Raw genomic sequence first — 26,828 nt, forward strand, 5'->3', positions numbered from 1 at the left:
CGTCCCGAGCGGAGCGCGCAGCGCGAAGTCGAGAGGCGCAGGCTTCGAGCAACGCCCCTCGACTTCGCTCGGGACGAGCGGGGCCGGTTTGATCGCTAACCGCTCTAGCCGCTGAAGCTCTCCAGCGCCAGCACGAACGCGGTCAGCCACGCATTGGTCTGGTGCCCGTCGACGACGCGGTGGTCGATCGTCAGCGACACGAACGCCATCGGCCGGATCTGGATCGTGTCGACGCCGCCCACCTCGCGCACGACGACGCGCTTTTCCAGCTTGCCGACACCGAGGATCGCCGATTGCGGCTGCTGGATGATGATCGGCGCCGCGACCAGCGATCCCGACACGCCGTGATTCGAAATGGTGAAGGTGCCGTCCTTCATGTCGGCGGCCTTCAGCTGGCCCGAGCGGGCGCGCGCCGCCAAGTCGTGCAGCCGCGCGGCGATCCCCTGCAGCGACAGTTCCTGCGCGCGGTGGACGACCGGCACGACCAGGCCCTTGTCGCCAAGCGCGGTGCCGATGCCGATGTTCACGTCATCGAAGAGTTCGAGGTGATCGGCGTGCCAACGGCTGTTGATCGCGGGCGCGGCGCGCATCGCCTCGACGCAGGCGGCGACGATATAGGCCGTGTAGGTCAGCGAAATGCCGTCGCGCTCATAGGCCGCCTTGTGCTTCGCCCGGTGCGCGATGATCGCGCTGAAATCGGCCTCGAACACGGCCGTGACATGCGGCGCCGTCGTGACGCTCGCCAGCATGTTGTCGGCAATCAGACGGCGCATGCGATCATGCGGGACGATGCGGCTGCCGGACGAAGGCGCGGCGGCGCGTGCTGCGACATGCGCGTCTACATCGGCGCGCGTGATGCGCCCGGCTTTGCCGGTGCCGCGGATGACGGCAGGATCGAGGTTGTGCTGGCACATCGCGCGGCGGACCGCCGGCGACAAGCGGTGTTCGCGGATTTGCTCTGTGCTGATCCCCCACTCCGTTCGGCCTGAGCTTGTCGAAGCCCTCCCTTGTTCTTGCGATACCGAAAAAAGAGAGGGGAGGGCTTCGACAGGCTCAGCCCGAACGGGTCTGTTGGTTCCGAGCGAAGCCCCGAGCCGCCCGAGCAATGCGCCCGGTTCCGCCTCCGCATCGCGCTCCAGCAGGATCTCCAGCAGCACGCCGTCGGTGGGGGCCGGCACTTCGGTCGTGACCTTGTCGGTCTCGAGCTCGACCAGCGGTTCGTCGCGGCGCACGGTCTCGCCGACCGCCTTCAGCCAGCTGCGCACCACGGCCTTGGTGCCCTCCAGCTCGGCGGGCATCGTGATGTCGACCTTGCCGCTCATCAGAACGCCACCAATTCGTCGATCTTAGCGCGGATGCGTTCGACCGAAGGGACCGCCCAATCGAGCAGCACCGGATTATGCGGGCTCGGAATATCCGGCATCGTCAGCCGCGCCACCGGCGCATCCAGGTCGAGGAACGCCTCGTCCGCCACCACCGCCGCGATTTCCGCGCCGAAGCCCGCCGTCCGGATATCCTCGTGCACGATCAGGCAGCGCCGCGTCCGGCGGACCGACTCCAGCACCATCTCGCGGTCCCAGGGCATCAGCGTGCGCAGGTCGATCACGTCGGCCGGCACGTGCCCCGCCGCCGTCTCGCAGCGCAGCGTCATCGCCCCCCAGGTGACGATCGTGATCTGGTCGCCGTCCGCCACTTTCTTGGCCCGTCCGAACGGCAGCACAAACGTATCGCCAGGCCACGGCCGCCGCGCCCAGGAATCGTCCAGCATCGCCCGGTGTTCGAAGAAAATCACCGGATCGTTGCCGCGGAGCGATGCGCGGAGCAGCCCCACTGCATCTTCCGCATTCGACGGCACCGCGACTTTCCAGCCCGGCTGATGGACGAAGGCGACTTCGTTGGTCTGGCTGTGCCACGGGTCGCCGCATTTGAAAAAGCCGCCGGGCACGCGCAGCACCATCGGCGCAGCGAAGCGGTTGGCGGTGCGCCAGCGCATCGTGCCGCAATCGTTGATCTGCTCGGTCGCAGGCTCGGCATATTTGCGGAACTGGATTTCCGGCACCGGCATCAGCCCGGCCAGCGCCATGCCGACCGCGCGACCGACAATCCCTTCCTCGGACAGGCTGGTGTCGAACACGCGCGACGCGCCGAATTTCTCCTGCAGGCCCAGCGTCACCGCATGGACACCGCCCTTCGGCCCCACATCCTCGCCGAACACGAGCACGCGCGGGTTCGCCTCCAACTCCTGCTCCAGGGTCCGGCGGATCGCAGCGCCCATATTGATGCGCTGCCCGTCTGGCGTCGGGGTCTCGCTGGTGGACGGCGGCTCATAGCCGTGCGTCCACTGGCCGCCTTCGGCCTGCATCTCGCCCTCGAAGAAGACGTTTCGCGTCACCTGCTCCGGATCGGAGACAGGTCGGGCTTCGGCGCGTTCGCGCGCAGCTTCGGCCGCCTCGGCAGCGTCGCGCTCGATCGCGTCCCATTCGCTTTCGCTCAGCAGCGATCCGACCAGGAACGACTTCAGCTTCGGCAGCGGGTCGCGCGCCCATTCGGCCTTCACGACCGCGTCGCCCTTGTAGGTCTGGGTATCCTGGAAACTGTGGCCCTGCAGCCGCGGCACGGTCAGCCGCAGCAGCACCGGCGCGCGCCGCTCCCGAACATGGGTCATCGCGCGATCGACCAGCCGCGCCGCCTCGGCCGGCTCGGTGCCGTCGCCGCTTAAGACCTCGAGGCCCGAAAAGCTGGCCAGGTTCGCCGCAATATCGCCGCCCGGCGTCTGGAACGAAGACGGCACCGAAATGCCGTAGCCATTGTCCTCGATGAAAAAGAGCATCGGCAGCTGCTGCGTGGTCGCGATCGTCAGCGCCGCCCAGAAGCCGTTCGTCGCACAGCTCGCCTCGCCGCCGAGCACGACGGCGATCGCCTTGTCATAGGCCGGGTCATTCAGCTCGGCGCGATAATATTCGATCGCCTGCGCCCAGCCGGCAGTCGGGGTATATTGGGCGCCGACGCCGCCGCACATCGGCAGCGCCGAGGCGCCGTGCGGGTTCGGATAGTTGAAGACGACGCCGATATCGCGCCCGTCCGAATAGCCGCCGGCGCGGCCCATCGCGGAGCCGAGCGCATCCTCGACCGGCACGCCCAGCGACAGCAACATCGGCCGGGAGCGATAGTAACCGCACGCCGCATCGACGGGATCGGTCAACCGCAGCCCCAGCAGCACCTGCGCCATGTCGTGCCCGCGGGCGGAGAATTGGTAGAGCACCTTCTTCTCCGGCACGAGCCGGGTCTCTTCCATTTTGTCGAGCGCGCGCGAAAGCTGCACCAGATAGGCGACGCGCCGCCAGTCCCAGGCCGGGTGCGGCGCATTGCCGCGATGCGTGTCGATCGCCGGCGCTTGCGCTGCCATCACAGCACGCTCTTCACGGCACGGACGAACGCCTCGACATTGCCGCGCGTCAGGCCGGCGATGTTGATGCGGCCGGAATTGGGCATGTACACCGCGAACTCCTCGCGCAGCCGCCGCACCTGCTCCGGCGACAAGGGCAGCGTCGAGAACATGCCGTGCTGCCGTGCCAGCGGCGCGAACGCCGGATCGATCGTGCCGAGCAGTTCGCGCATCGACACGATCCGGTCGCGCATTTCGGCCAGCTCTGCGCGCCAATCGGCGGAAAGCTCGGGGCTTACAAGGATGATGCGCGCGGCCGCTGCGCCATGATCCGGCGGCATCGACCAGGCGGCGCGGGCAAGCGCGAGCACGTTCGAATGCGCGATCCGCGCGCGCTCCCCGCTCGCCGCGATGCCGAACAGCGCGCCCGTGCGCTCGCGATAAAGCCCGAAATTCTTGTCGCACGAATAGGCGATCAGCGCGGCCGGAACCTGATCCAGCACGATCCGCACGCCCGCGGCATCCGCATCCAGCCCTTCGGCCAGGCCCTGATAGGCGAGGTCCAGCAACGGCAGCACACCGCGACGGCCGAGGATGCGGGCGATCTCGTGCCACTGCTCGACGGTGAAGTCGGCGCCTGTCGGATTGTGGCAGCAGACCTGGAGCAGCGCGACGTCGCCCGCCCCTGCGCTCTCCAGCGCCGCCACGACGTCATCGAAGCACACCGCCTGCGTCTCGGCGTCGAAATGCCGGTAGGCGACCTGCTCCAGGCCCGTCTTCTTCAGGATCGGCGGATGATTGGGCCAGGTCGGCGTGCCGAGGAACACGCGCGCACCGGGCCGGGCCTGCGCAATCAGCTCGGCCGCAAGCCTCAGCGCCCCGGTGCCGCCCGGCGTTTGCAGCCCGAATACCCGCTCGCCGGGATCGGCCGCGCCGAACACGACCGGCCTCAGCGCCTGGAAGAAACCGATATCGCCCTCCGGACCCAGATAGGCCTTGGTGTCCTGCGTCTCCAGCAGCCGGCGCTCAGCCGTCTTCATCGCGCGGAACACCGGCGTCTCGCCCGTTTCCGTCCGGAACACGCCCACGCCGACGTCGATCTTGTTGGGCCGCGGATCGGCGCGGAAGGCACCGATCACCGAAAGCAGCGGATCGGCAGGCTGGAGCGCAAGAGCATCGAAGATGCCAGCATCGGCCGGCGCGGCGGGCGCCAGGCTCGGCGCGGGATCAAGAATGGTGGCCATGAGAAAGACATAGAGCATCTGGCGCGTAAAATCATTTCTGTTTCCGTCCATTTTCGATAGTCTGCGACCGAAACAGCGCGAAATGTCGGGCAATCATGGAACAAACATCTCAACCGGCTCGTGACGCAGCCGAACTGGATGCCCTCGATCGCCGGATTCTCCGCGTGCTGCAGCGCGACGGCGCGATCAGCCATGCCGACCTGGCGCAGGAAGTTGCCGCCTCGCCCGCATCCTGCTGGCGACGCATCAAGGCGCTGGAGACCGCCGGCGTGCTCGGGCCGACAGTAAGGCTCGTCGATCCGGTGAAGGTGGGCCGCGGGCTGGACGCGATCTGCCAGGTGCGGATGAAGAGCCACACGGCGGAGGTGCGATCGAGCTTCGAAGCGTTCGTGCAGGAGCATCCCGAAGTGATGGACTGCTATTCGATGTCGGGCGAATGGGACTATCTGCTGCGGATCGCCGTCGCCGACGTGCGCGACTATGAGCGCTTCCTGATGCACACGCTGCTGAACCACCCCGCGGTGGCCAGCTCCTCGTCGCACTTCGCGCTCAACCGAGTGAAGTACACGACCGCGATGCCGGTCTAGCGCTGGCGTAGGTCGATGACGCGCGCCGCCTTGCCGGCCGAGCGCGGCAGCGAGCCGGGCGCGCCCACCTCCACAGCGGCGCTGATGCCGACCACCTCTTTGACGTAAGCGGCGAGCAGGCGGCCATGTGCAGCCTCGCCGCCGTCCGCTGCGCGTGCCTCGACCTTGATCCTCACCTCGTCCATCCGATCCGGCCGGCTGACCTCGATCAGGAAGTGCGGCGCGAGGCCGGGGCACTTCAGCACCTGCTCCTCGATCTGCGTCGGGAACACGTTCACGCCGCGGATGATCAGCATGTCGTCGGATCGGCCAGTGATCTTCGCCATCCGTCGCATCGGCGTTTCGATACCGGGCAGCAGCCGCGTCAGGTCGCGGGTGCGATAGCGGATGATCGGCAGGGCCTGCTTGGTCAATGACGTAAAGACCAGCTCGCCTTCCTCGCCGTCCGGCAGCACCGCGCCGGTTTCCGGGTCGACGATCTCAGGATAGAAATGATCTTCCCAGATCGTCGGCCCGGGCGCGCCGCCGACGAATTCCTGCGCGACGCCCGGGCCCATCACTTCGGACAGGCCATAAATATCCGTCGCCTTGAGGTTGAATGCGCTTTCGATTTCGCCGCGCATTGCTTCGGTCCAGGGTTCGGCACCGAAGATGCCGTAGCGGAGCGAGCTTGCAGCCGGGTCGATGCCCTGGCGCCGGAACTCGTCGAGGATCGCGAGCAAGTAGCTCGGCGTCACCATGATGATCTCGGGCGCGAAGTCGCAGATCAGCTGGACCTGGCGTTCGGTCTGCCCGCCCGACATCGGAATGACGGTGCAGCCAAGCGCTTCGGCGCCATAATGCGCGCCCAGGCCGCCGGTGAACAGGCCGTAGCCATAGGCAACATGCACCTTCATTCCGGGCCGCCCGCCGGCGGCGTGGATCGAGCGGGCGATGAGCTCGGCCCAGATGCGGATGTCCTCGGCCGTGTAGCCGACCACCGTCGGCTTGCCGGTCGTGCCGGACGAGGCATGGATGCGCGACACCTGCTCCATCGGCACGGCGAACATGCCGAAGGGATACTGCGCGCGCAGATCGGCCTTGGTGGTGAACGGGAAGCGGGCGATGTCGTCCAGCGACTGCAGATCGGACGGGTGGACGCCCGCGTCTGCGAAGGCGCGCCGATAGTGCGGAGAATCGGCGGCGGCATGGGCGAGCGTCGCTTTCAGCCGCTTCAGCTGGAGCGCGCGCAGCTCGTCGGCGGACGCCGGACCATAGTCGACGGTCATAGTGCGACGTCCAGCGCGGTGAGCCCGCGGAAGCGGACGCGGTGCTGCCAATGCGGGTGTCCGGCGAGGCCGAATTCCGGAAACCGGCGCAGCCAGGCGGCAATCGCGATCCGTGCCTCGATCCGTGCGAGGCTGAGGCCGGCGCATTGGTGCGGGCCGGCACCGAAGGCGAGGTGGCGATTGGGCGCGCGGCGGACATCGAACGTCTCCGGGGCCGCGAAGGCGGCCGGATCGCGGTTCGCGGCGCCGATCACCAGCGTGATCTGGGTGCCCGCCGCAATGGGCACGCCAGCGATCTCCGCATCGCGCACAGCGCGGCGGTTGCCGAGCTGGTTCGGGCTTTCGAAGCGCAGCACTTCTTCCACGAAACTGGGCACCGCCTCCGGGTCCGCGATCAACGCGCGGCGAACATCGTGCATGGTCGCCAGAATGTATAGCGCGCTGCCGATCAGGTTGCTCGTCGTCTCGTGCCCCGCGTTGAGCAGAAAAATCGCGTTGTGGATCAGCTCGGCGGGCGTCAGCATTTCGTCGCCTTCGCCGGCGATGAGGCGAGTCAGCAGGTCGCGCTCCGGATCGCCCGGTGCGCGGCGCCGCGCCTCGATCAACTCGTCCAAATAGTCGGAGAACTCCGACACCGCCGCATTGCCGGCGGCCAGCCGCTCGGGGCCCGGCTGCGGCTCCAGCGCACCCAGGATCGCAAGCGACCAGCCGCGCAACGCCCCGCGATCGGCTTCGGGCACGCCCAGCATGTCGCCGATCACCCGTACCGGCACCGCCGCCGCATAGCTCTCGACCGCATCGCCGCCGCCGCGCTCCGCAAAACGATCCAGCAGCGCCTCGCAATACGGGCCGAGCGCCTCCGCCAGCGCGGCCAGCGCGCGCGGCGTCAGTGCGCCCACCAGTCGCTTGCGCACGCGGCCGTGATAGGGATCGTCGTTGAAGACCAGGCTGGTCGTATGGTGCCGGAAGAGCGGGCCGTCGCCATATTTGGGCGCGAACTCGACGCGCTTGTCGGAGCTGAATGACACCGCGTCGCGATAGACCGCCGACAAATCGGCATGGCGCGACAGCAGCACCGATCCGTCCGACGCCCGTGCGATCGGCGCTTCTTCGCGGAGCTGCCGATAGAAAGGAAACGGATCGTCGAAAAAGCCGTCCGGCGGCTCGCTCGGTGACCAGGGCGCCGGCGTCACGGCGTCGCCTGTAGCCAGTCCCAGACCGCGCCGGGCGCATCGACCATCGCGTTGTGGCCCGCGCCGGGAATCGCGAATGCCTTCGCGTCGAAATCGCGCAGCCGCTCGGCGGAGATCATCGCATCGCCCTCCCCGCAGGCCAGCCGCACCGGGCAGCGGGCGGCGTCAACCAGCTCCGCCATGCGCGGCCGCTCCACCGCGAATGCGGCCATGTCCATCGCCGCGCGCCACTGGCCGCCCTGCATGGCCGCACCGCGCGCGAGTAGCGGGGAATCAAGCGCCACTTCGCCCAGTCCGCAGTTGCGGCGATGCTGCGCCAGCGCCTCGGCCTCGCCGTCGAACAGCTTCGGCGGCCGCGCCGCGAGTCCGGCGAAACGCGCCAGCTCCTCGTCGCTCCAGTCGACCTTGATGCCGAGACCATAGGCGGCGCGCAGCGGCAGCCCGCTCCCGGCCAGCGCGATCGCGACCAGCCCGCCCAGCGAATGGCCGAGGATCGTGACCTCCTGTCCCTCTCGCTCGGCCTCGATCAGGCCACCGATTGCAGCGGCGAGTGCTTCGACCGAATAGCCGCCGCCATGATCCGAGCCGCCATGCCCCGGCAGGTCCGGCGCGATCCAGCGTCCGTGCGGCTCCGCCAGCATCGAAGACCAGACTCCCGCGGTCGCGCCCAGGCCGTGGATCAACACCAGCAGCGGCCCGTCGGTGCCGCCCCGCTCGTACGCCAATCCTCCGCGCCGCAGCATCAGACCGCGTTCATCGTCAGCAGGTCATAGGTCGCAACCAGCTCGTCATCCTGGTTCGTGACCCGCACGTTCCAGCGGACCTCGCCCATGTCCGGCGTCTTCAGCGTCTTGGATTTGGCGGTCAGCACCGCCTTCATGCTCTCGCCAGGCTTCAGCGGCTTCACGAACCGGAGGCCTTCGAGGCCGTAGTTCGCCAGCACCGGCCCCGGCGCCGGATCGACGAACAGGCCGGCCGCGAACGACAGGATCAGATAGCCGTGCGCGACGCGGCCGCCGAAGATCGGGCTCGCCTTCGCCGCTTCCTCGTCCATGTGCGCGTAGAACGTGTCGCCGGTAAAATGCGCAAAGTGCTCGATATCCTCGAGGGTAACTTTCCTGAATTTCGTCTGGACGCTGTAGCCGGGTTCCAGCTCGCCGAAGCGCAGACGGAACGGGTGACGGTCGCCCTCGACGATCGGCGCGCCGGCGAGCTGCTGGCCGACGACCTTGCTCAGCATCGCCGGGCTGCCCTGGAGCGCGGTCCGCTGCATGAAGTGCTTGACCGCGCGGATGCCGCCCAGCTCCTCGCCGCCGCCGGCGCGGCCGGGGCCGCCATGGGTCAGCACCGGCAACGGCGAGCCATGACCGGTCGACTCCCCCGCGCAGTCACGGTCGATGAACGCCATGCGGCCGTGGAACGACGCCGAGCCCAGCACAAGCTCGCGCGCCACATCCGGATCATGGGTGAAAGCGGAAACGACCAGCGATCCCTTGCCGTGATTGGCGAGCGCGACCGCGTCATCCAGGTCGCGATACGGCATCAGCGTCGAGACCGGACCGAACGCCTCGACCTCGTGGATCGCATCCGCCGCCCACGGATCGTCGGCGCGCATCAGGATCGGCGAGATGAAGGCGCCTCCTTCCAGCCCTTCGCCTACCAGTTCGACATGCTCCGGATCGCCGAACACGATCGGCGCTTGGCGCGACAGCTCCGCGATCTTCTCGCGCACATCGTCGAGCTGCGAACGCCCGACCAGCGCGCCCATCCGCACACCCTCGACGCGTGGATCGCCTATCACCGTCTTGGCCAGTCGGGCCGACAGCGCCTGCTGCGCTGCATCGATCAGCGCAGCGGGGACGAGCGCGCGGCGGATGGCGGTGCATTTCTGCCCCGCCTTCACCGTCATTTCCTTCGCCACTTCCTTGACGAACAGCTCGAACTCCGGGCTGTCCGGCGCCGCGTCCGGCCCGAGGATCGAGGCGTTCAGCGAATCCCGCTCGGCCGTGAACCGCACCGCCTCGCGCGCGACGACCGGGTGGCGCTGCAGCAGCTCGGCGGTGCGCGCGGAGCCGGTGAAGGCGATCACGTCCTGCCCGGTCAGATGGTCGAGCAGGTCGCCCGCCTTGCCCGACACCAGCTGGATGGCGCCTTCGGGCAGCAACCCGGTTTCCAGCATGATCCGCACGCACGCTTCGGCGACGTAAGCGGTCTGCTGCGCCGGCTTCACGATCGCGGGCATGCCGGCGAGCCAGGTCGGGGCAAGCTTTTCCAGCATACCCCAGACCGGGAAGTTGAACGCGTTGATATGGACCGCCACGCCCTGCAGCGGCGTGTAGACGTGCTGGCCGATAAAGCTGCCGGTCTTGCCCAGGATTTCGGTGTCGCCGTCGATCAGGATTTGACTGTTGGGCAGCTCGCGCCGGCCCTTCGACGCGAACGAGAACAGGGTGCCCGCGCCGCCTTCGATGTCGATCCAATTGTCGGCCCGCGTTGCGCCCGTCGCAAAGGCGAGCGCGTACAGCTCTTCCTTGCGCGCCATCACCGCCTGGCCAAGCGCCTTCAGCATCGCCGCGCGCTCGTGGAAGGTCATGCGCCGGAGGTTCGGACCACCGATCCGCCGGGCGTGACCGGCCATCGCACCGAAATCCAGGCCTTCGCTGCCAAGCTCTGCGACGACTTCGCCGGTCAGTGCGGAATGGACGGGTTCCACATTGCCCTTGGGCGCGACCCAATGGCCTTGGGCGAAACTTTGGACGATGCCCATCATCAAACTCCAGCTCAGCGCCCGGTGAAGACCGGCTTGCGCTTTTCGAGGAACGCCGCGACGCCCTCACGATAATCGGCCGAATTGCCCAGCCGACGCATCAGGTCGCGCTCATTGTCCAGCTCTTCGTCGAGCGTCTTGAGACCCGATCCACGGATCGCGTGCTTGGTCGCGGCGAGGCCCAGGGTCGGGCCGGCGGCAAAGCGGGCGGCAAGTGCCTGCGCCTCGTCGATCAGCGCCTCGTCATCGACGCATTTCCAGATCAGGCCCCATTGCTCGGCGCGCTCGGCGGTGATCGGCTCGCCAGTCAGCGCCATGCCGAGGGCGCGCGGCAGGCCGGCGAGGCGCGGCAGCACCCAGGTTCCGCCCGAATCCGGAATCAGGCCGATCGCCGCGAAAGATTCGATGAACTTCGCGCTGCGGGCCGCGAGCACGATGTCGCAGGCAAAGGCGATGTTCGCGCCCGCGCCCGCCGCGACGCCGTTGACCGCGCAGATCACCGGCATGTCGAGCGAGGTCAGCCGCCGGATCAGCGGGTTGTAATAGCGCTCGACCGAATCGCCGAGATCGATCGGCGCGCTGCCGGGCGCGACCGCGCGGTCGTTCAGGTCCTGCCCGGCGCAAAAGCCGCGGCCGGCACCGGTCAGCAGCAGCGTCCGAGCTCCGTTCGCGGCCGTCACCCGATTCAGCGCATCCGCGACCTCGCCGTGCATTTCCGCCGTGAAGCTGTTGAGCCGGTCCGGGCGATTGAGCGTCAGCCGGGCCACGCCGTCGGTCAGGTCGAAAAGGATCGTCCGATACATGCGTGCCTCTCCGTTCTCTTTTCCCGAATGATCGGTCGAACAAACATTGGCAAGTGCCGCCCCGGCCGGATATCGGGCCTTTCGTGCAGCACCCGCCATCCATCGATGCAATGACCGTCGCGCGCGGCATGATCGCGCAGGAAGGCACCGGCGCTGCCTGGCAACTGGAGCTTGAAGCGGCCGACGCGGGCTATGCGCGCGTAGCGATGCGCCTCACCCCGACCATGCTCAACGGCTTCGGCATCGCGCATGGCGGCATGATCTTCGCGCTTGCCGATTCCGCGTTCGCTTACGCCTGCAATTCGCGGAACGTAAAAACGGTCGCGCAATCGGGGAGCATCGTTTTCCTCGACGCCGGCCGCGCCGGTGAGCGGCTGGTCGCGGAGGCGCGCGAGACGGCGCTGCGCGGACGCAGCGGCATCTATCTGATCACCGTCACCGGCGAAGACGGCCGCGTGATCGCCGAAATGCAGGGCCTCAGCCGCGCTGTCGGCGGCCCCACCCTGGAGGATTTATGACCGAAGCTTTCATCTGCGACGCCGTCCGCACGCCGATCGGCCGCTATGGCGGGTCGCTGGCGCAGGTCCGCGCCGACGATCTCGCCGCGATCCCGCTGCGCGCGCTGGCTGAACGCAATCCCGGGCTCGACTGGGCCCGCGTCGACGACCTGATCCTGGGCTGTGCCAACCAGGCGGGGGAGGACAACCGCAACGTCGCCCGCATGGCGGCGCTGCTCGCCGGCCTTGGCACAAACGTTCCGGGCAGCACGATCAATCGACTGTGCGGATCGGGCCTCGACGCGGTGGGCACCGCCGCGCGCGCGATCAAGGCGGGCGAGGCCGAGCTGATCGTCGCCGGCGGCGTCGAAAGCATGACCCGCGCGCCATTCGTGATGCCTAAGGCGGAAAGCGCGTTCAGCCGCGGCAATGCGGTCTACGACACGACCATCGGCTGGCGCTTCGTCAATCCGAAGCTGAAGGCCGAATATGGCATCGATTCAATGCCGGAGACGGCGGAGAATGTCGCGACCGAGTTCCAGGTGACGCGCGAAGACCAGGACCGGTTCGCGGTCGAGAGCCAGCGCCGGGCAGCGGCGGCACAAGCCTCGGGCCGCCTTGCTGCCGAAATCGTGCCGGTCACCATTGCGCAGAAGAAGGGCGATCCGGTCACGGTCGACCGGGACGAGCATCCGCGCGAGACCAGCATGGAAGCGCTCGCCCGGCTGAAGCCGATCGTGCGCCCCGACGGCACCGTGACTGCCGGCAATGCCTCCGGCGTGAACGACGGCGCCGCCGCGCTGATCATCGCCAGTGAGGCGGCCGTAAAGAAGCATGGCCTGACGCCCCGCGCCCGCATCCTGGGCACTGCCGTCGCGGGCGTGCCGCCGCGGATCATGGGCATGGGCCCCGCACCCGCCACCCAGAAGCTGCTCGAACGGCTCGGCCTCTCGATCGGCGATGTGGACGTGATCGAGCTCAACGAAGCGTTCGCCGCGCAGGGCCTTGCCGTTCTTCGCCAGCTCGGTCTTCCCGACGATGCCGAGCATGTGAACCCGAACGGCGGCGCGATCGCGCTCGGTCATCCGCTCGGCATGTCGGGCGCACGGCTGGCGTTGACCGTCACCGAGGAACTGCAGCGCCGTGGCGCGCGCTATGGCGTCGCGACGATGTGCATCGGCGTCGGCCAGGGCATTGCGATGGCGGTGGAACGCCTCCGCTGACAATTAGTTGACCGATCGGTCGGGTTATTTTAATTTGCCCGCCTCAGCCGAGCGAAAGGCGCCGTCATGTATACCACCGAAATGGGCAAGCCCGATCCCGCAAAGGTCGCTTCGATCGGCGGCGAGGATCCGGCGCTGCTGGAAGCGTTCGAGGCGCGCGTTGCCGCCGACGAGTTCATCGAGCCCAAGGACTGGATGCCGGACGCCTATCGCCGCACCCTCGTCCGCCAGATCTCCCAGCATGCGCACAGCGAGATCGTCGGGATGCTGCCCGAGGGGAATTGGCTGACCCGCGCGCCGTCGCTTCGGCGCAAGGCGGTGCTGCTCGCCAAGGTGCAGGACGAAGGCGGGCACGGCCTTTATCTCTACTGCGCAGCGGAAACGCTCGGCACCAGCCGCGAGCAGATGATCGAGGCGCTGCATTCGGGCAAAGCCAAATACTCGACGATCTTCAATTACCCGACGCTCACCTGGGCCGATATCGGCGCGATCGGCTGGTTGGTCGATGGCGCGGCGATCATGAACCAGGTGCCGCTGCAGCGCACCTCTTATGGCCCCTATGCCCGGGCGATGGTGAAGGTCTGCAAGGAAGAAAGCTTCCACCAGCGCCAGGGCTACGAGATCATGATCGCCATGGCGAACGGCACGCCGGAGCAGAAGGCAATGGCGCAGGACGCGCTGAACCGCTGGTGGTGGCCGAGCCTGATGATGTTCGGGCCGTCCGACGAGAATTCGCCGAACACCGCCCAATCGATGCGCTGGCGGATCAAGCGCGACACCAATGACGAGCTTCGCCAGAAGTTCGTCGACATCACCGTGCCGCAGGCGGAGTTCCTCGGGCTGACCGTGCCCGATCCCGACCTCGTGTGGAACGAAGCCAAGGGCGGCTATGATTTCGGCGAGGTGGATTGGGAGGAATTCTACGCGGTCGTCCGCGGCGAAGGTCCTGTCGCCAAGGAGCGGATGGAAGCGCGCCGCAAGGCCTGGGACGACGGCGCCTGGGTGCGTGAGGCGGCGCTCGCCCATGAAGCGAAGCGCACGGCGAGGGCGGCGGCATGAACCGCGACTGGCCGCTCTGGGAAGTGTTCGTTCGCTCGCGCGGCGGCCTTAGCCACAAGCATGTCGGATCGGTCCACGCGCCCGATTCCGAGCTGGCGGTGCGCCATGCCCGCGACACCTACACGCGCCGGATGGAGGGCGTCAGCCTGTGGGTGGTCAAGTCGGCCGACATCGTCGCGTCCGACCCCGACCAGGCCGGGCCGATGTTCGCGCCCGCCGAGGACAAGGTCTATCGCCACCCGACCTTCTACGAGATCCCGCCGGAAGTGAAGCACATCTGATGCCGTCGCTGCCGACCATCCAGCCGGAGGACGTCGCGACGGCCGAGCGCGCGAGCCATGCAGGCAATTTCGATGCGCCTGCGCTCGACCAGCATCGCGATGCTATCGCAGACTATGCGCTTCGGCTCGGCGACGATGCGCTGATCCTGGGGCAGCGGCTCACCGAATGGTGCGGGCACGCCCCACAGCTGGAAATCGATCTGAGCCTCGCGAACCTAGGCCTCGACCTGATCGGGCAGGCGACGTTGCTACTCGGCCTTGCCGGAGAGCTCGAGGGCCAGGGCCGCGATGCAGACGCGCTCGCTTTCCATCGCGACGTGCTCGCCTTTCGCAACTGCCTGATGGTCGAGCAGCCGAACGGCGACTTTGCGCGCACGATCGCGCGGCAATTCCTGTTCTCGACCTATCAGGCGGCACTGTATGAAGCGCTGCAGCACTCGGCCGCGCCGCGCCTTGCGGAGATCGCGGCCAAGGCGGTCAAGGAAGTCCGCTACCACGCCGACCTTGCCGCCGATTGGGTGATCCGTTTGGGCGATGGCAGCGAGGAAAGCCGGCAGCGGATGATCGACGGCCTCGACTGGCACTGGCGCTTCGTCGACGAGCTGTTCCAGATGGACGCGGTCGAGCAGGCGCTGGTGGACGCTGCGATCGGCGTCGACAAGGCCGCGCTCCGCCCCGGCTTCGATGATGTCGTCGGGCGCGTTCTGACGAACGCGACGCTTCCCCTGCCCGTCTACCCGCGCGCGGTCGTGGGCGGACGCAAGGGGCACCATAGCGAGCATCTCGGCCATTTGCTGGCGGTGATGCAGTTCCTGCCCCGCGCCTATCCCGACGCGACATGGTGATGGGCGTGGCCGGACGGCGTTTCTCGACTTCGCTCGAAACGAACGGATCAAGAGAGGATGACAGAACCTCTCCGTTCGTTTCGAGCGAAGTCGAGAAACGGATATGGGACGTGCTCGAGAACGTCCCCGACCCCGAACTCCCCGTCCTCTCGATCCTCGACCTCGGCATCGTCCGCAGCGTCGAGCCGCACCGGGTGACGATCACCCCCACCTATACCGGCTGCCCCGCGACGCTCGCGATCCAGGCGTCGATCCGCGCCGCGCTCGACGCGGCCGGCTATCGCGACGTGGCGATCGAAACCGTGCTGTCACCGTCCTGGACGACTGACTGGATCACGCCCGAAGGCCGCGCCAAGCTCCAGGCCTACGGCATCGCGCCGCCCTCCCCCGCCGCGACGGCGACCTGCCCGCAATGCGGTTCCGCCGACACGGAGGAGGTCAGCCGCTTCGGCTCGACCCCGTGCAAGGCGCTGTGGCGCTGCCGGGCCTGCGCCGAGCCGTTCGACCGCTTCAAATGCCATTGACGGAACCGCCATGTCCGCCGCCTTCCACCGCCTGACCATCGCCGACGTGCGCCGCGAGATCGATGACGCGGTGTCGCTCCGCTTCCATTTGCCCGCGGAGCTGCGCGAGGCATTCCGCTTCGCCCCAGGCCAGCACCTGACCTTGCGCACCGACATCGAAGGCGAGGATGTGCGCCGCAATTACTCCCTCTGCGTCGCCCCGCACGAGGACGAGCTCCGCATCGCGATCAAGCGGATCGGCGGCGGACTTTTTTCCAACTGGGCGAACGAGGCGCTGAAGCCGGGCGACACCATCGACGTGATGCCACCGCACGGCAGCTTCACCTGGGCATTCGATCCGGCCGCCGCGCGCGACTATGTCGGCTTTGCCGGCGGCTCGGGCATCACGCCGGTGCTGTCGCTGTTGAAGACCGCGTTGTCGGTCGAGCCGCGCAGCCGTTTCACCCTGCTCTACGGCAACCGCTCATCGAACACGATCATGTTCCTGGAAGAGCTGGCCGCGCTCAAGAACCGGTTCATGGAGCGGCTGCAAATCTATCATTTCCTCGAAGAGGAGGATGAGGAGGTCGAGCTGTTCAACGGCCGGCTGGACCAGCAAAAGATCGCCGAGGTCCTGTCGTCGCTGGTCGAGCCGCAGGCGATCGACGCGGCCTTCATCTGCGGGCCCGGGCCGATGATGGACGCCGCGGAGGCCGCGCTGTTGTCGGCCGGCGTCGCGAAGGATCGCATCCTGATCGAGCGTTTCACGGTCGGCGCGATGAGCGCGGAGCAGGCCGCGCGGGTCCGCTCGCTCGCGCAGGACGCCGCCGGCCGCGTTGTGCAGGTGACGCTGGACGGCCGCCGCCGCCGTCTCGCCTTCGATGCGGACAAGGGCAGCATCCTCGAAAACGCCCGCGCCGCCGGCCTGCCCGCCCCGTTCGCCTGCAAGGCCGGCGTCTGCGCGACATGTCGCGCCAAGCTCGTCTCCGGCACAGTCGAAATGAAAGCGAACTACGGCCTCAGCCCCGAGGAAGTGGCGCAGGGTTATGTGCTCACCTGCCAGGCCGTGCCGCTCAGCGACGACGTCGTGCTCGATTACGACGCGTGAATCATTTTGAGCGCCATGTCGGCGATCCGGGCGGGTGGGATCGGACCTTCCGGATCGTACCAAGTGTGCGTCCAGTTGATCATGCCGAACAACAGCATCGTCTTCGCACGCGCCTGTGCAGGATCATCGGCAAGGGCCGGATCGAGCGCGACCAGCAACGCCTGGGTCGCGTCGATCACCTTCCGCTGCCGGGCGACGATCGTCGCGCGCTGCTCTGCCGGCAGGCTGTCGAGCTCGTTCAACAGCACCTTCTGCCGGTCCGCCGCGCCGACATAGTGATCCATGAAGGCATGGATCAGCGCATCGAGCTGCGCTGCGGCGTCGCCGCCTTTTGCGAGCACACCGTCCACGTCCGACACGAGTTGGTCGATGTGCGACGACATCACCGCGTAGAGGATGTCCTCCTTCGACGGATAATAGTGATAGATCAGCGATTTGGACGTGCTGCATGCGTCCGCCAGATCGGCGACGGAGCTGCCGTCGAAGCCTCGGCGCGCGAACAACCGCGCCGCCTTATCCAGGATCGCCTCCCGCCGCTGCTCATAATCCGCCGCCTGCGTCCGCGCCAAATCAACACTCCGCCTGAAAGATCGCGCCAACCCCGCTCAGGGTCGCGGGGGCGCGGTAAAGCTTGCGGTCTGTTAGCACATCGCGACCGACGGCATAGACCGAAGGCCGCATTGCCTTAAGAGCCCGGAACGTCCGGAGGCCGGTAGCCCTTGCCGTTGACCATCAGCGCAGAAATGCCTTTCGGGCTGCCATGCGCGTCGAGCAGGCTCAGCTTGTTGGTCGACCTGTCGCGGTCGACGATCATGTTGCTCCCGCCCGAAGACATGACCTTGTTGTCGACGTCGATCTGCTCGGCAACATTGGATTCGATCGATGGCGAGTCCGATCGCGCGACGGCGATCCTCAGATATTTGCCGTCCTTCGGAGCTGACAGGGTCGTGTTGCCCGATATCCGCGGCGCGACGGCGCCCGAAACATAGATGCCGAGATAATGGTCGTTCGAGTAGACCAGATTGTTGGAGATCTCGACGCCCGTATATTTGCCGTCCCTCGCGTCGGACACGAAAATGCCCTGCGGTCCGACGCCTGAGCCCTGGAGGATCACATTGTCTCGAATGACGATGTCGCCAGAGCCTATGCCTTTCCCCGTCATCCAGAATTGGATGGCGTCCGGATGATCCCCTTGCCGCGGGTGAAAGTCCGAGAACCGGTTTCCAAGCACCCGGACGCCCCAGGAGTCGGCGACGTCCGTCCCGTCCGATCGCATGTCCTCAAAGCTGTTGCCCGACAGTTCCACCGACCTGCACTTGTCGAAAACCGCGCCCACGCGAAGTTCGCGGAAGCTGCTTCCGGAGATCGTGACGGCCTGGCTCTGCACGACGACGGCGCCGCGGCCGTCATCCTCCGGGTCTCCATTGAGAGAGCCGTGCACGGCCAGTTTTTCCAGCCGGATGTGATCGGCGCCGGAAATGCGGACGATCGCGGTGAAATCCTTTTCCCCCGGGCGGAGCGGGCCACCGACATCCACCTGTCGCACGATGATGTTCGACGACGACACGATCTCCAGGCGCTCAAATCGTGCAGGGTCTCCATTGTCCTTGGACTGGATCGTCAGCGGCTTCGCGAACTGATGCTTGGCGACAACGACGTCGCCATAGTCTCCCGGCGCCAGCAGGATCGTCTCGCCGCCCCGCGCCGCGGCAATCGCCGCTTTCAGCGATGCCGCGTCCCGAACGACAATGCTCGATCGCGAAGCCGGCGTGGCGGCGCCGATCAACCCGGCAAGGCTGCAGACGATAAGTGACCGGGTCGCAATCCGCATGCCGTCGCTCCTGTAGGTCCATTCAGCCGATGGGTTGTGCATGCTTTTGCCTCACGCGACTATCGGCAGTTCTGGCCGATCGACAACCGAGGCGACAACACTGCCCGGCCTAGTCCGGGTCCGGCCTGTGACTGAGAAAAATCCGCTGGGCATCGAAAAAGCGCCACAGGCGGATATAGGCAAGACCCAGGAAAGCGCGCCAGCGATCACCGAAGCCTGTCAGCTTGTCGGTGCGGCAAATGCGAACGAGACCCGGCGCGATGGACAGCGGGATCAGCCATGACCGGACCAGCCAGCGCAGCCGGCCGCCTGGGCGGCGCATCGTCAACGACGCGGTTTCCCTCTGAATGCGGCTCCACTTTCTGGTCAACTGGGAAAGCGTGCGGCGAGCAGGGTGTCCGACGCTCGCGCCGTCCGCATAGCCGATGCGATACCCCGCCTCCGCGGCCCTATGGCACCAGTCGAGATCCTCGGAAACGCCGTTCCGGAACCCCCCGACGCGGTCGAACACCGTCCGGGGGCAGACGAGGTTTGCGGTGACGGTGAACTTTTTTTTCCGCACATAGGCTTCGTTGTCGAAAGCGAACACGCGCTCGAAAGCCTCTGCCGGGGTCAAGGCGCTCGGCCTGTCCACCAGCACGTCGACCCGGCCGCCGACAAAATCGGGGGCCGGAGAGCCGCGAAAGCAGCCAAGAGCCTCTTCCAGCCACCGTTGGTCGGGAACGCAATCGGAATCCGTGAAGGCGATGAAGGGTGTCGCGACATGCCCGGCGCCGGCGTTCCGCGCAGGCCCCGCGCCGCGCTCCTCGACGAAGACCAGATCGGCGCGCCCGTCCACGACCCGCGAGACCGCTTCCGCTCCTTCGGGGGAGTCGTTGTCGGCCACGATGATCCGGTATCGCTCGGGCCCGATGCTCTGGTTTGCCAAGGCTTGCAGGCATTGGTCGAGGCCCGGCAGATCGCCGTAATGCGGCACGACGACCGTCACGATCGGCTCGGCCGGCACCGGATCGACGCCTGCCGTCATGCCGCCTTGCCCATGCTCCGGGGCTTGCCGCGCTCATTCCGCAAGGCGGCTAGAATGCCCTGCAGGCCATAGCGGAGCTGGGCCCAGGCGCCTTTCGGCGCGTACCGGAGAACCAGGAGCAGGATCGCCGCCGGAAGCGCTGTGAGGAGATCCGCTCGAGACGAATCCCGCACCAGCAAGAGCTTGTTGCGCTCGTCCATATAGATCGGAAGCCGGGGCCTTTTCCTGATATCGTCGGCCGACCCGGTCGTGCTCCCCTGTGCGTGAAGGATCCGTGCGTCCGGCGCGAAGCCGAGCCGCAGCCCGGCCTTGACCGCCCGGACACACCATTCGACTTCCTCGCAATAAAGGAAATAATCCTCTCGCATCGGGCCGGCGACGTCGACGAACCTGGCGCTGACCAGCATGGCGGCGCCGTGAATGAACGTCATCCGGGATTCGATCGCGTGCCGCTCGATCGGCTGGTCGACAGGCCGATCGCGGCCCAGCGACTCCACGCGCGCCAGCCGCGGCCGCCAACGGCCGCCCGCCGCCTGGATCAGTCCGCTCGGGTAATAGAGACATCCGCCGACCGCATCGACGTCGCCCATCGTCAGGCGATCCAGCAACGCGGTCAGGGCGCCAGGGTCCGGACGCGCGTCGGGGTTCAGGACCCACCACGCGTCGGCGTCGCGACTGGCGGCGATGCATCGATTGACGCCGCCCGCATAGCCCGGGTTCGTCGGCGCATGGACAAGCTGAACAGGCTGGCCGCCTGACAATTCGGACGGCGCGACCTGCCGAAGCGCCTGATAGGCGGAGGCGTCGCCGTTTTCGCAGACGACCACCTCGAAATCCCGGTGATCCAGTTCCTCCAGTGCCGCCAGGCACTCCACGATGTCCCCCGGATTATGGAAGGCCACGATGCAGATGGACACGTGCAATGCTGCAACTCCGTTTTCGGAACCCGGCGGCGGTGGCTTCGTCTGCCGATGTTAGGTTAGGAGGTCCTTAAGCGGCAGGCGGGCAAGGGCAAGTCCGGCACTGGATCGAACAATTTGCGGAACGCGGTGCCGTCGCCTATCAGACCCGCCGGTGGAGGTCATCATAGATGAATGATGAAGCGATTTTAGAACGTCTGCAAGAAATAATGGCAGATGTTTTCGACGAAGACGATTTGGTCGTTACTCGTGATACTACAGCCGAAGACGTGGAGGAATGGGACAGCCTTAGCCACATCAGGCTTATGGTTGCCATTGAACGAGAGTTCAACGTCAAGTTCACCAATGCCGAGATCGAAAGTCTTGAGAGTGTCGGCGACTTGGTTGACAAGTTGAAGGCCAAGACCAGCTGAGGTTGTGCCTGCTATGTTTCGAGAGATGTCATGGCTGCCTGCTGCGCCGGCTGACATTCGCGATCAGATAAAGGCGCTCGGTGCGGCCGCCAGCGCTGGCGAGGCCGATTCCGCGGCGCGCCTTGACCGCATCGCGACCTATCGGCTGGACGAAAGCCAGCTCTCGAAACTGGGCCGGATCGCACTCTCTTCTCCCATAGCGTCCGGTCACCTGGCCGCGCTCAAGATCGGCTTGATCGGGGACGGCACGCTGTCGCTGCTCGCCGCTCCGTTGGTGGGCAGCGGCGTGCGGCATGGATTGCTGCTCGACGTCATGGTCGGCCACTACAATGCCGCCGTCCAGCAAGTCACCGACCCGAACGACCCGCTGCACACCAGCGGGCTGGACATGGTGTTCCTGGGGCTGGACCGCCGCATCATGGGCCTGGACGACCCGGCGCTTGCGCCGGGCGAAGCAGAAGCGCGCGTCGAGGCGGCGCTGGCGCGCGTGAAGATGATCGTTGCAGCGCTCAAGCCCAGCATTCGGGGGCCGGTTCTGGTCCAATCCCTCCCGTTGCCGGTCGAGGCGTTGTTCGGAAGCTATGATCGGGTCGAGGGCGGCTCCCCGATTTCGATGACCGAGAGGTTCAATCAATCTCTCGTCGAAATGGCGCGCGCCGGCGATATCGTGCTGGTCGATATCGGCCGCCTTGCCGCGACCATCGGCGCGGAGGCATGGGACGATCCGCGCCACTGGCACGCGTCCAAGCTCAGCTTTGCACCGGATCTCATTCCGCTGTTCTGCGACATCGTCGCCCGCACGATCGCGACGGTCAAAGGGCGATCCAAAAAGGCACTGGTCCTCGACCTCGACAACACGCTCTGGGGCGGGGTGATCGGCGACGACGGCGTGGAAGGCATCGTTCTCGGCCAGGGCTCCTCCACGGGCGAAGCATTCCTTGCGATCCAGAGGATGGCGCTCAATCTCAGGGAACGAGGCATCGTCCTTGCCGTCTGTTCCAAGAACGAGGAAGCGACAGCGCGGATTCCGTTCGCCGAACATCCGGAAATGCTGCTGAAGGATCAGCACATCGCCGTGTTCCAGGCCAATTGGACGGACAAGGCGACGAACCTCCGCGCCATCGCGCAGGCGCTGAACATCGGCGTCGATGCGCTCGTCTTCATGGACGACAACCCGTTCGAGCGGGAGCAGGTCCGCAGCGCCCTGCCCGCCGTTGCCGTTCCGGAAATGCCGGAAGACCCTGCCCATTATCCGCGCATCATTGCCGCGGCCGGCTATTTCGACACGGTGACCTTCACCGCGGAAGACCGGGAGCGGGCCGCCCAATATCAGGCGAATGCCGAACGGGCGTCGATGCTGGCATCGGCCGGGGATCTGTCATCCTATCTGAAGTCGCTGGACATGGTCTGCACGATCGGTCCGGTAGACCGGCTGACGCGGCCGCGCGTTGCGCAGCTGATCAACAAGTCGAACCAGTTCAACCTGACGACGCGGCGCTATACAGAGCAGGAACTGGCGGCGATGGAGAGCGATCCACGCCTCCATCTGGTCCAGGTCCGCCTGGCCGACCGTCTTGGCGACAACGGGATCATCTCCGTCCTGATCGCGCGCGACAACGGCGACACGTGGGACATCGACACCTGGCTGATGAGCTGCCGTGTGCTGGGCCGCGATGTCGAGCAAGCCGTCCTGTCTCACCTGGTCGAAGCGGCCCGCCGCGCGGGAGCCAAATGGCTGGTTGGGGAGTATCTGCCGACCAAGAAGAATGTGATCGTCGTCGATCACTATGCCAAGCTCGGCTTCGAACCGGCCGGCGCGGCTGGGGATGGCGGAACGCGGTGGCAGCTTCCGTTGGAGGATTATCGCGTTCCCGACCTGCCGATGAACATCATCGACTCTGTCCTGAGCGTTTCGAGGGAGAAAGCTGCTTGACGTCACCGGCCATGGGGAACCTGAGCGGTTACCCGGAAACACAGGCGCTCGTCCGTGACGTTCTGGACGTCTGGCCGGACCATGAGGATTATCTGGCGCGCAGCATGGGCGCGCGTTCGGACGGCCAGATGGCGACGACCGAGGAAGTCGCCGCGGCGACCCGCCGCCTGATCGCCGGCCGCGAGCGCCACTTCGCCGAAGGCTACAAGTGGACCTGCGACCAGCTTCGGCAGGAAGAACTCTTCTTCCACCGGGAGGGGCGCTATCGGCTCGCGACCTTCGCCGACGCCGAGGCCGAGGTCTATTCCCGGCCCGAATATATGGAGCCCTATGTCAGCGGCCTGCTGCTGACGCAGGCGCTCTGGTACAACCATCTCGGCACGTTCGACATGTTTCTCGACCGTGTGTTGCGGCCGACCCGGGAGCCGTTCGACTATCTGGAAATCGGTCCCGGGCACGGACTGGCCGTCTTCTTCGCGGCCCAGCATCCGCATGTCCGCAGCGTCGCGGCATGGGATGTCAGCGCGACCTCGCTCGCCGAGACGCGAAAGGCGCTCGACACGCTCGGCGTTTCAAAACCCGTCGATTTGACGGAGGTCGACATCCTGTCGGCCGCCGAACCCGATCAGCAATACGATCTGATCGTGATTTCGGAGGTCCTGGAGCACCTCGAACAGCCGCAGACCGCGGTGCGGTTCCTGAAAACGGCGCTCAAGCCGGGCGGTCGCTTGTTCGTGAACGTGCCGATCAACAGCCCGTCGCCCGATCACATCTACCTCTTCTCGACGCCTGATGAAGTGTCCGCGCTCGTCGAGGCGGCGGGCCTGACGATCGAGGCCAGCGAGCTTTACGCGACCCAGGCGCGCCCGATCGAAAAGGCGATCAAGAACAGGATCAGCGTGTCCGTCGGCCTTACCGCCCGAGCAGCCTGAGAGCTCCGAGCGCTAGATGCTTTTCAACTCGTTCGTCTTCATCTTTGGCTTCCTGCCGATCGCCCTTTTTTTGGTCTGGGCGGTCGCGGGCAGAGGCGCACTGACGAAGTGGACGCTCACCGCTCTCTCGCTTTTCTTCTACGCGTGGTGGAACCCGAAATACCTCCCGCTCCTCGCCTTCTCGATCTGCTTCAATTATTGGGTGGGAACGCAGATCGAGCGGTGCTGCGAGAATGGCCAGCGCCGATCCTCCAACATGTGGACCGCATTCGGCGTCAGCGTCGATCTGGCGATGCTGGGCTATTTCAAATACGCGAACTTCGCCCTTGATAACGCGAACCTTCTGCTGGGGACCAATTACGAGATCGGGCGCATCGCCCTGCCGCTCGCGATCAGCTTCTATACGTTCCAGAAGATCGCCTATCTGATCGACATCCGGCGCGGCGAGGCCCGCAAGACCGGGTTCACAGACTTCGCCTTGTTCGCGGCCTTCTTCCCGCAGCTGATCGCCGGCCCGATCGTCCATTACAGCGAGATCATCCCCCAGCTCAAAAGCCGGGCGTTCGGGTTCATCCGCTCGAAGAACCTGATGATCGGCCTCGTCATCTTCAGCATCGGCCTGTTCAAGAAGACGGTGCTGGCCGACACCCTGTCGGCCTACGCCAACCCGCTGTTCAACGAGGTGTCCGGCCGCGAGATCGATTTCGTCGGCGGCTGGGTGGCGGCGGTCACCTTCACGCTGCAACTCTATTTCGATTTTTCCGGCTATTCGGACATGGCCATCGGGCTCGGGCGCATGTTCGGCGTGAAGCTGCCGCTGAATTTCCACTCCCCGCTGCGAGCGACGGGCATCATCGACTATTGGCGGCGCTGGCACATGACGCTGCAGCGCTTCATCGTGTCGTACATCTTCCAGCCGCTGTCGCTACCGCTGAACCGCTATGCGGCCGAAAAGCGCCTGACGGGCTGGAGCCAGTTCGCGGTCGGCATCGGCATCCCGACGTTCATAACCTTCGTCGCCGTGGGGATCTGGCACGGGGCTGGCTGGACCTTCGTTCTGTTCGGGGTCCTGCACGCCGGCTATATCTGCATCAACGAGGTCTGGCGCGAAAACCAGAAGCATCGCCGGCGCAGGCGGAAGAAGCAGGGCTTGCCCATCCGCGAGGCGAGCGCCCTGCAGATCGCCGGCTACCAGGCCGTGACGCTCTGCGCGATCGCGTTCGGGAACGTGCTGTTCCGCGCGGCGAGCGTCAGCGACGCGATGGAGATCTGGCACGGCATGGCCGGGTTGAGCGGCATCACCGCCGCCGGCTGGAGCACGCTGGGTCTGGGCGTGCTGGCCTATTCGGCGATCGGCATCCTGATCGTCGCCCTCTTCCCCAACACGCAGCAGCTGATGCGCAATTATGATCCCGCCTATAACTGGGACGAATGGAAAGGCGTGTCCCCGCCCCGGATCTCGCTGGTGTGGCGGCCCGACATCAAGGGCCTGATCTTCGGCGCGCTGGCCCTGCTGCTCGGCATTCTCTTCATCCAGAGGGGGCAGGCGATCTTCCTGTACTTCAACTTCTGATGCGCCGGTTCTGGCGAAACCGCTTGTGCCTGATGCTGGGGCTGACGCTGCTGTTCGGGGCGGCGGCATCCGCATTGCCGGACGTGCCGTATCAGCGGTGGCAGCTTCTCGACGGGACGATCCACGCCAACGCACGCTGGATCTACGAACGCATTCATTTCGACCCGACGCCGATCGACGTCGCGTTCGTCGGCCCATCCCGGCTCACCCAGGGCGTCAATGCCGTGCAGCTTGGCCAGGAGCTCGCGGCGAGAGGTCTTCCCTCGCACGTCGTGAATTTCGGGCTTCCCGAGAACGGGCGCAACATCAACGCGCTGATCGTCCATGAACTGCTGAAGACGCGGCGGCCCAAGCTGATCGTCGTCGGCGTTATCGAGAAGCCGTCCCGCTTTGGGCACTCCGCCTACAAATATATCGCGCCCGCCGCGGACATCGTGGACCCCGGCTATATCGGCGACCTCAATTATTTCTCGGACCTGATCTACCTGCCGTTCCGCCAGCTGGAGCTGTTCGCCGCGCGGTTTTTCCCGGACCTGTTCGGGCTGTCGCTGCATTTCGATCCGTCGCAATATCGCGGGTCGGTGGTCGACACGACGGGCGACGTGATCCTGCCCGACGGCCGCATCAAGAACGGGACCAAGCCGGGTGGCCTGAAGGAGCTTCACCGCGGCGTGACCAAGCTCGAGCGGTCGAACAACCCGCCCATCCTGCCCGATCGCTATCGCGACCTGGAATTCGGCGACGAACGTCACTTCATTCGGGAGATCGCGAAGGAAGCGCAGGCCAAGGGCGTGCAGGTCGCGTTCCTGTCGCTGCCCTATTACACCGGCCCCAGCGCGTTGCAGGAAGGCGCGCTGTACGCGCAATTCGGACCGATCTGGGCCGCGAACAGATTTTCGCGCCGATCGGATCTCTATGCCGACTATGGACATTTGACCGCCCACGGCGCGTCCATCCTGACGAACCAGCTTGTCGGGCCGGTTTCGGCCCTCCTTCGAAAGGCGAAGTGATGCTCGACAGTCCCCCGCTCCACCACGTCGGCATCGTCCAGCCCGACGAGGATTCGGTGACGGCGCTGATGCGATTGCTCGGCCTGAAGGAAGCCTATCGCGGCTATGTGCCGCAGTTCCACGCCCTCTGCATCTTCACCGAGAGCCCGGTCGGCTCACCGGTCGAGTTCGTCGTGCCCGACGGCGGCCGGTTGCAATCGTTCAACAAGGGCGCGGGCGGGCTGCACCATATCGCGTTCGAAGTTCCCGACCTGGTGGAATTGATGGATTCCTATCGGGCGCAGGGGATCGAGATGCTGGAGCCGGAGCCGGTGAAGGGCGCCGGGAACTTCATCTGCAATTTCCTGAGGCCCGCGGCGACCCGCGGCATCATCACGGAATTCGTCCAGCTCCTGTAAGGTGCATGCGCCGCGCTGCCCGGAACAC

General features: G+C 66.3%; 26 protein-coding genes. 14 read left to right on the forward strand and 12 right to left on the reverse strand.

What is annotated here, in order from left to right; genetic code table 11:
* Positions 1 to 104: 104 nt before the first annotated feature.
* Genes SCH01S_RS04335 through SCH01S_RS04345 form a run of 3 tightly spaced genes read right to left on the reverse strand, consistent with a single transcriptional unit; the run spans position 105 to position 4,629 of the window.
* Positions 105 to 1,322, reverse strand: a complete 1,218-nt coding sequence (locus SCH01S_RS04335; protein ID WP_046347560.1) for a dihydrolipoamide acetyltransferase family protein — start codon at positions 1,320 to 1,322, stop codon at positions 105 to 107.
* Positions 1,322 to 3,406, reverse strand: coding sequence for a transketolase C-terminal domain-containing protein (locus SCH01S_RS04340; protein WP_046347561.1), 2,085 nt, complete (start codon positions 3,404 to 3,406; stop codon positions 1,322 to 1,324). The genes SCH01S_RS04335 and SCH01S_RS04340 overlap by 1 nt, the downstream gene beginning before the upstream one ends.
* Complete coding sequence (locus SCH01S_RS04345; protein WP_046347628.1) at positions 3,406 to 4,629, reverse strand: amino acid aminotransferase; 1,224 nt, start codon at positions 4,627 to 4,629, stop codon at positions 3,406 to 3,408. The genes SCH01S_RS04340 and SCH01S_RS04345 overlap by 1 nt, the downstream gene beginning before the upstream one ends.
* 95 nt (positions 4,630 to 4,724) lie before the next feature.
* Between SCH01S_RS04345 and SCH01S_RS04350 the strand changes: the two genes are divergently transcribed.
* Positions 4,725 to 5,216: an Lrp/AsnC family transcriptional regulator gene (locus SCH01S_RS04350; RefSeq protein WP_046347562.1), complete on the forward strand. Its 492-nt coding sequence runs from the start codon at positions 4,725 to 4,727 to the stop codon at positions 5,214 to 5,216.
* Here SCH01S_RS04350 and paaK read toward each other — a convergent pair.
* Genes paaK through paaG form a run of 5 tightly spaced genes read right to left on the reverse strand, consistent with a single transcriptional unit; the run spans position 5,213 to position 11,247 of the window.
* Positions 5,213 to 6,484 carry a phenylacetate--CoA ligase PaaK gene (paaK, locus tag SCH01S_RS04355; RefSeq protein WP_046347563.1) on the reverse strand — a complete coding sequence of 424 codons (1,272 nt, stop codon included), beginning with the start codon at positions 6,482 to 6,484 and terminating at the stop codon, positions 5,213 to 5,215. The genes SCH01S_RS04350 and paaK overlap by 4 nt on opposite strands.
* Positions 6,481 to 7,677 (reverse strand): cytochrome P450, encoded by a 1,197-nt coding sequence (locus SCH01S_RS04360; RefSeq protein ID WP_217995410.1) that lies wholly within the window; start codon positions 7,675 to 7,677, stop codon positions 6,481 to 6,483. The genes paaK and SCH01S_RS04360 overlap by 4 nt, the downstream gene beginning before the upstream one ends.
* Positions 7,674 to 8,420: an alpha/beta fold hydrolase gene (locus SCH01S_RS04365; protein WP_046347565.1), complete on the reverse strand. Its 747-nt coding sequence runs from the start codon at positions 8,418 to 8,420 to the stop codon at positions 7,674 to 7,676. Before SCH01S_RS04365 ends, SCH01S_RS04360 begins: the two co-directional genes overlap by 4 nt.
* Positions 8,420 to 10,447, reverse strand: a complete 2,028-nt coding sequence (gene paaZ / locus SCH01S_RS04370; protein ID WP_084689390.1) for a phenylacetic acid degradation bifunctional protein PaaZ — start codon at positions 10,445 to 10,447, stop codon at positions 8,420 to 8,422. The genes SCH01S_RS04365 and paaZ overlap by 1 nt, the downstream gene beginning before the upstream one ends.
* 11 nt (positions 10,448 to 10,458) lie before the next feature.
* Positions 10,459 to 11,247 (reverse strand): 2-(1,2-epoxy-1,2-dihydrophenyl)acetyl-CoA isomerase PaaG, encoded by a 789-nt coding sequence (gene paaG / locus SCH01S_RS04375; protein WP_046347567.1) that lies wholly within the window; start codon positions 11,245 to 11,247, stop codon positions 10,459 to 10,461.
* Between the two features lie 110 nt (positions 11,248 to 11,357).
* On the opposite strand from paaG, the gene paaI reads away from it, so the two are divergent.
* From paaI to paaE, 7 genes are all read left to right on the forward strand, one after another.
* Entirely contained in the window at positions 11,358 to 11,765 is a 408-nt protein-coding gene (paaI, locus tag SCH01S_RS04380) for a hydroxyphenylacetyl-CoA thioesterase PaaI (protein ID WP_052733769.1), read from the forward strand.
* The gene (gene pcaF, locus SCH01S_RS04385) at positions 11,762 to 12,967 is read left to right on the forward strand and encodes a 3-oxoadipyl-CoA thiolase (protein ID WP_046347568.1); all 1,206 of its coding nucleotides are present in this window, start codon (positions 11,762 to 11,764) and stop codon (positions 12,965 to 12,967) included. The genes paaI and pcaF overlap by 4 nt, the downstream gene beginning before the upstream one ends.
* A 66-nt stretch (positions 12,968 to 13,033) precedes the next feature.
* A complete protein-coding gene (gene paaA, locus SCH01S_RS04390) occupies positions 13,034 to 14,026 on the forward strand; it encodes a 1,2-phenylacetyl-CoA epoxidase subunit PaaA (protein WP_046347569.1) in 993 nt (330 codons plus the stop codon).
* A complete protein-coding gene (gene paaB / locus SCH01S_RS04395) occupies positions 14,023 to 14,307 on the forward strand; it encodes a 1,2-phenylacetyl-CoA epoxidase subunit PaaB (protein WP_046347570.1) in 285 nt (94 codons plus the stop codon). The genes paaA and paaB overlap by 4 nt, the downstream gene beginning before the upstream one ends.
* Positions 14,307 to 15,152: a 1,2-phenylacetyl-CoA epoxidase subunit PaaC gene (paaC, locus tag SCH01S_RS04400; protein WP_084689391.1), complete on the forward strand. Its 846-nt coding sequence runs from the start codon at positions 14,307 to 14,309 to the stop codon at positions 15,150 to 15,152. Before paaB ends, paaC begins: the two co-directional genes overlap by 1 nt.
* A complete protein-coding gene (gene paaD / locus SCH01S_RS04405; RefSeq protein WP_084689394.1) occupies positions 15,152 to 15,676 on the forward strand; it encodes a 1,2-phenylacetyl-CoA epoxidase subunit PaaD in 525 nt (174 codons plus the stop codon). The genes paaC and paaD overlap by 1 nt, the downstream gene beginning before the upstream one ends.
* Positions 15,677 to 15,686: 10 nt before the next feature.
* Positions 15,687 to 16,763 (forward strand): 1,2-phenylacetyl-CoA epoxidase subunit PaaE, encoded by a 1,077-nt coding sequence (gene paaE / locus SCH01S_RS04410; protein ID WP_046347571.1) that lies wholly within the window; start codon positions 15,687 to 15,689, stop codon positions 16,761 to 16,763.
* Here the strand turns inward: paaE and SCH01S_RS04415 are convergent.
* The 4 genes from SCH01S_RS04415 to SCH01S_RS04430 form a co-directional block, all read right to left on the reverse strand.
* Positions 16,751 to 17,332 (reverse strand): TetR/AcrR family transcriptional regulator, encoded by a 582-nt coding sequence (locus tag SCH01S_RS04415; protein WP_046347572.1) that lies wholly within the window; start codon positions 17,330 to 17,332, stop codon positions 16,751 to 16,753. The genes paaE and SCH01S_RS04415 overlap by 13 nt on opposite strands.
* A 116-nt stretch (positions 17,333 to 17,448) precedes the next feature.
* A complete protein-coding gene (locus SCH01S_RS04420) occupies positions 17,449 to 18,594 on the reverse strand; it encodes a right-handed parallel beta-helix repeat-containing protein (protein WP_169746353.1) in 1,146 nt (381 codons plus the stop codon).
* A gap of 109 nt (positions 18,595 to 18,703) precedes the next feature.
* Entirely contained in the window at positions 18,704 to 19,621 is a 918-nt protein-coding gene (locus SCH01S_RS04425) for a glycosyltransferase family 2 protein (RefSeq protein WP_046347574.1), read from the reverse strand.
* The gene (locus SCH01S_RS04430; RefSeq protein WP_245612158.1) at positions 19,618 to 20,538 is read right to left on the reverse strand and encodes a glycosyltransferase family 2 protein; all 921 of its coding nucleotides are present in this window, start codon (positions 20,536 to 20,538) and stop codon (positions 19,618 to 19,620) included. Before SCH01S_RS04430 ends, SCH01S_RS04425 begins: the two co-directional genes overlap by 4 nt.
* 173 nt (positions 20,539 to 20,711) lie before the next feature.
* On the opposite strand from SCH01S_RS04430, the gene SCH01S_RS04435 reads away from it, so the two are divergent.
* The 6 genes from SCH01S_RS04435 to SCH01S_RS04460 are packed head-to-tail and all read left to right on the forward strand — an operon-like array spanning position 20,712 to position 26,800.
* Positions 20,712 to 20,954 carry an acyl carrier protein gene (locus SCH01S_RS04435; protein ID WP_046347576.1) on the forward strand — a complete coding sequence of 81 codons (243 nt, stop codon included), beginning with the start codon at positions 20,712 to 20,714 and terminating at the stop codon, positions 20,952 to 20,954.
* Positions 20,955 to 20,979: 25 nt separating this feature from the next.
* Entirely contained in the window at positions 20,980 to 22,887 is a 1,908-nt protein-coding gene (locus SCH01S_RS04440; protein ID WP_052733770.1) for an HAD-IIIC family phosphatase, read from the forward strand.
* Positions 22,884 to 23,819, forward strand: a complete 936-nt coding sequence (locus SCH01S_RS04445; RefSeq protein WP_169746354.1) for a class I SAM-dependent methyltransferase — start codon at positions 22,884 to 22,886, stop codon at positions 23,817 to 23,819. The genes SCH01S_RS04440 and SCH01S_RS04445 overlap by 4 nt, the downstream gene beginning before the upstream one ends.
* A 16-nt stretch (positions 23,820 to 23,835) precedes the next feature.
* Positions 23,836 to 25,392, forward strand: coding sequence for an MBOAT family O-acyltransferase (locus tag SCH01S_RS04450; protein ID WP_046347579.1), 1,557 nt, complete (start codon positions 23,836 to 23,838; stop codon positions 25,390 to 25,392).
* On the forward strand, positions 25,392 to 26,402 hold the full coding sequence (locus tag SCH01S_RS04455) for a hypothetical protein (RefSeq protein WP_046347580.1): 1,011 nt from the start codon (positions 25,392 to 25,394) through the stop codon (positions 26,400 to 26,402). The genes SCH01S_RS04450 and SCH01S_RS04455 overlap by 1 nt, the downstream gene beginning before the upstream one ends.
* Positions 26,402 to 26,800, forward strand: a complete 399-nt coding sequence (locus SCH01S_RS04460; RefSeq protein ID WP_046347581.1) for a VOC family protein — start codon at positions 26,402 to 26,404, stop codon at positions 26,798 to 26,800. The genes SCH01S_RS04455 and SCH01S_RS04460 overlap by 1 nt, the downstream gene beginning before the upstream one ends.
* The last annotated feature ends 28 nt before the right edge of the window (positions 26,801 to 26,828 follow it).

This window comes from Sphingomonas changbaiensis NBRC 104936 (assembly GCF_000974765.1).
GTDB classification, from domain to species: domain Bacteria; phylum Pseudomonadota; class Alphaproteobacteria; order Sphingomonadales; family Sphingomonadaceae; genus Sphingomonas_B; species Sphingomonas_B changbaiensis.

What these genes read in the sequence shown, in the direction of transcription:
- SCH01S_RS04425 (WP_046347574.1), bottom strand. Translation starts at nt 19,621, where the DNA reads ATGACGGCAGGCGTCGATCCGGTGCCGGCCGAGCCGATCGTGACGGTC.
- SCH01S_RS04340 (WP_046347561.1), bottom strand. Translation starts at nt 3,406, where the DNA reads ATGGCAGCGCAAGCGCCGGCGATCGACACGCATCGCGGCAATGCGCCG.
- SCH01S_RS04365 (WP_046347565.1), bottom strand. Translation starts at nt 8,420, where the DNA reads ATGCTGCGGCGCGGAGGATTGGCGTACGAGCGGGGCGGCACCGACGGG.
- paaD (WP_084689394.1), top strand. Translation starts at nt 15,152, where the DNA reads ATGGGCGTGGCCGGACGGCGTTTCTCGACTTCGCTCGAAACGAACGGA.
- SCH01S_RS04420 (WP_169746353.1), bottom strand. Translation starts at nt 18,594, where the DNA reads ATGCGGATTGCGACCCGGTCACTTATCGTCTGCAGCCTTGCCGGGTTG.
- SCH01S_RS04450 (WP_046347579.1), top strand. Translation starts at nt 23,836, where the DNA reads ATGCTTTTCAACTCGTTCGTCTTCATCTTTGGCTTCCTGCCGATCGCC.
- pcaF (WP_046347568.1), top strand. Translation starts at nt 11,762, where the DNA reads ATGACCGAAGCTTTCATCTGCGACGCCGTCCGCACGCCGATCGGCCGC.
- SCH01S_RS04350 (WP_046347562.1), top strand. Translation starts at nt 4,725, where the DNA reads ATGGAACAAACATCTCAACCGGCTCGTGACGCAGCCGAACTGGATGCC.
- SCH01S_RS04455 (WP_046347580.1), top strand. Translation starts at nt 25,392, where the DNA reads ATGCGCCGGTTCTGGCGAAACCGCTTGTGCCTGATGCTGGGGCTGACG.
- SCH01S_RS04440 (WP_052733770.1), top strand. Translation starts at nt 20,980, where the DNA reads ATGTCATGGCTGCCTGCTGCGCCGGCTGACATTCGCGATCAGATAAAG.
- paaI (WP_052733769.1), top strand. Translation starts at nt 11,358, where the DNA reads ATGACCGTCGCGCGCGGCATGATCGCGCAGGAAGGCACCGGCGCTGCC.
- paaA (WP_046347569.1), top strand. Translation starts at nt 13,034, where the DNA reads ATGTATACCACCGAAATGGGCAAGCCCGATCCCGCAAAGGTCGCTTCG.
- paaB (WP_046347570.1), top strand. Translation starts at nt 14,023, where the DNA reads ATGAACCGCGACTGGCCGCTCTGGGAAGTGTTCGTTCGCTCGCGCGGC.
- paaZ (WP_084689390.1), bottom strand. Translation starts at nt 10,447, where the DNA reads ATGATGGGCATCGTCCAAAGTTTCGCCCAAGGCCATTGGGTCGCGCCC.
- SCH01S_RS04345 (WP_046347628.1), bottom strand. Translation starts at nt 4,629, where the DNA reads ATGGCCACCATTCTTGATCCCGCGCCGAGCCTGGCGCCCGCCGCGCCG.
- SCH01S_RS04335 (WP_046347560.1), bottom strand. Translation starts at nt 1,322, where the DNA reads ATGAGCGGCAAGGTCGACATCACGATGCCCGCCGAGCTGGAGGGCACC.
- paaE (WP_046347571.1), top strand. Translation starts at nt 15,687, where the DNA reads ATGTCCGCCGCCTTCCACCGCCTGACCATCGCCGACGTGCGCCGCGAG.
- SCH01S_RS04460 (WP_046347581.1), top strand. Translation starts at nt 26,402, where the DNA reads ATGCTCGACAGTCCCCCGCTCCACCACGTCGGCATCGTCCAGCCCGAC.
- SCH01S_RS04435 (WP_046347576.1), top strand. Translation starts at nt 20,712, where the DNA reads ATGAATGATGAAGCGATTTTAGAACGTCTGCAAGAAATAATGGCAGAT.
- paaK (WP_046347563.1), bottom strand. Translation starts at nt 6,484, where the DNA reads ATGACCGTCGACTATGGTCCGGCGTCCGCCGACGAGCTGCGCGCGCTC.
- paaC (WP_084689391.1), top strand. Translation starts at nt 14,307, where the DNA reads ATGCCGTCGCTGCCGACCATCCAGCCGGAGGACGTCGCGACGGCCGAG.
- paaG (WP_046347567.1), bottom strand. Translation starts at nt 11,247, where the DNA reads ATGTATCGGACGATCCTTTTCGACCTGACCGACGGCGTGGCCCGGCTG.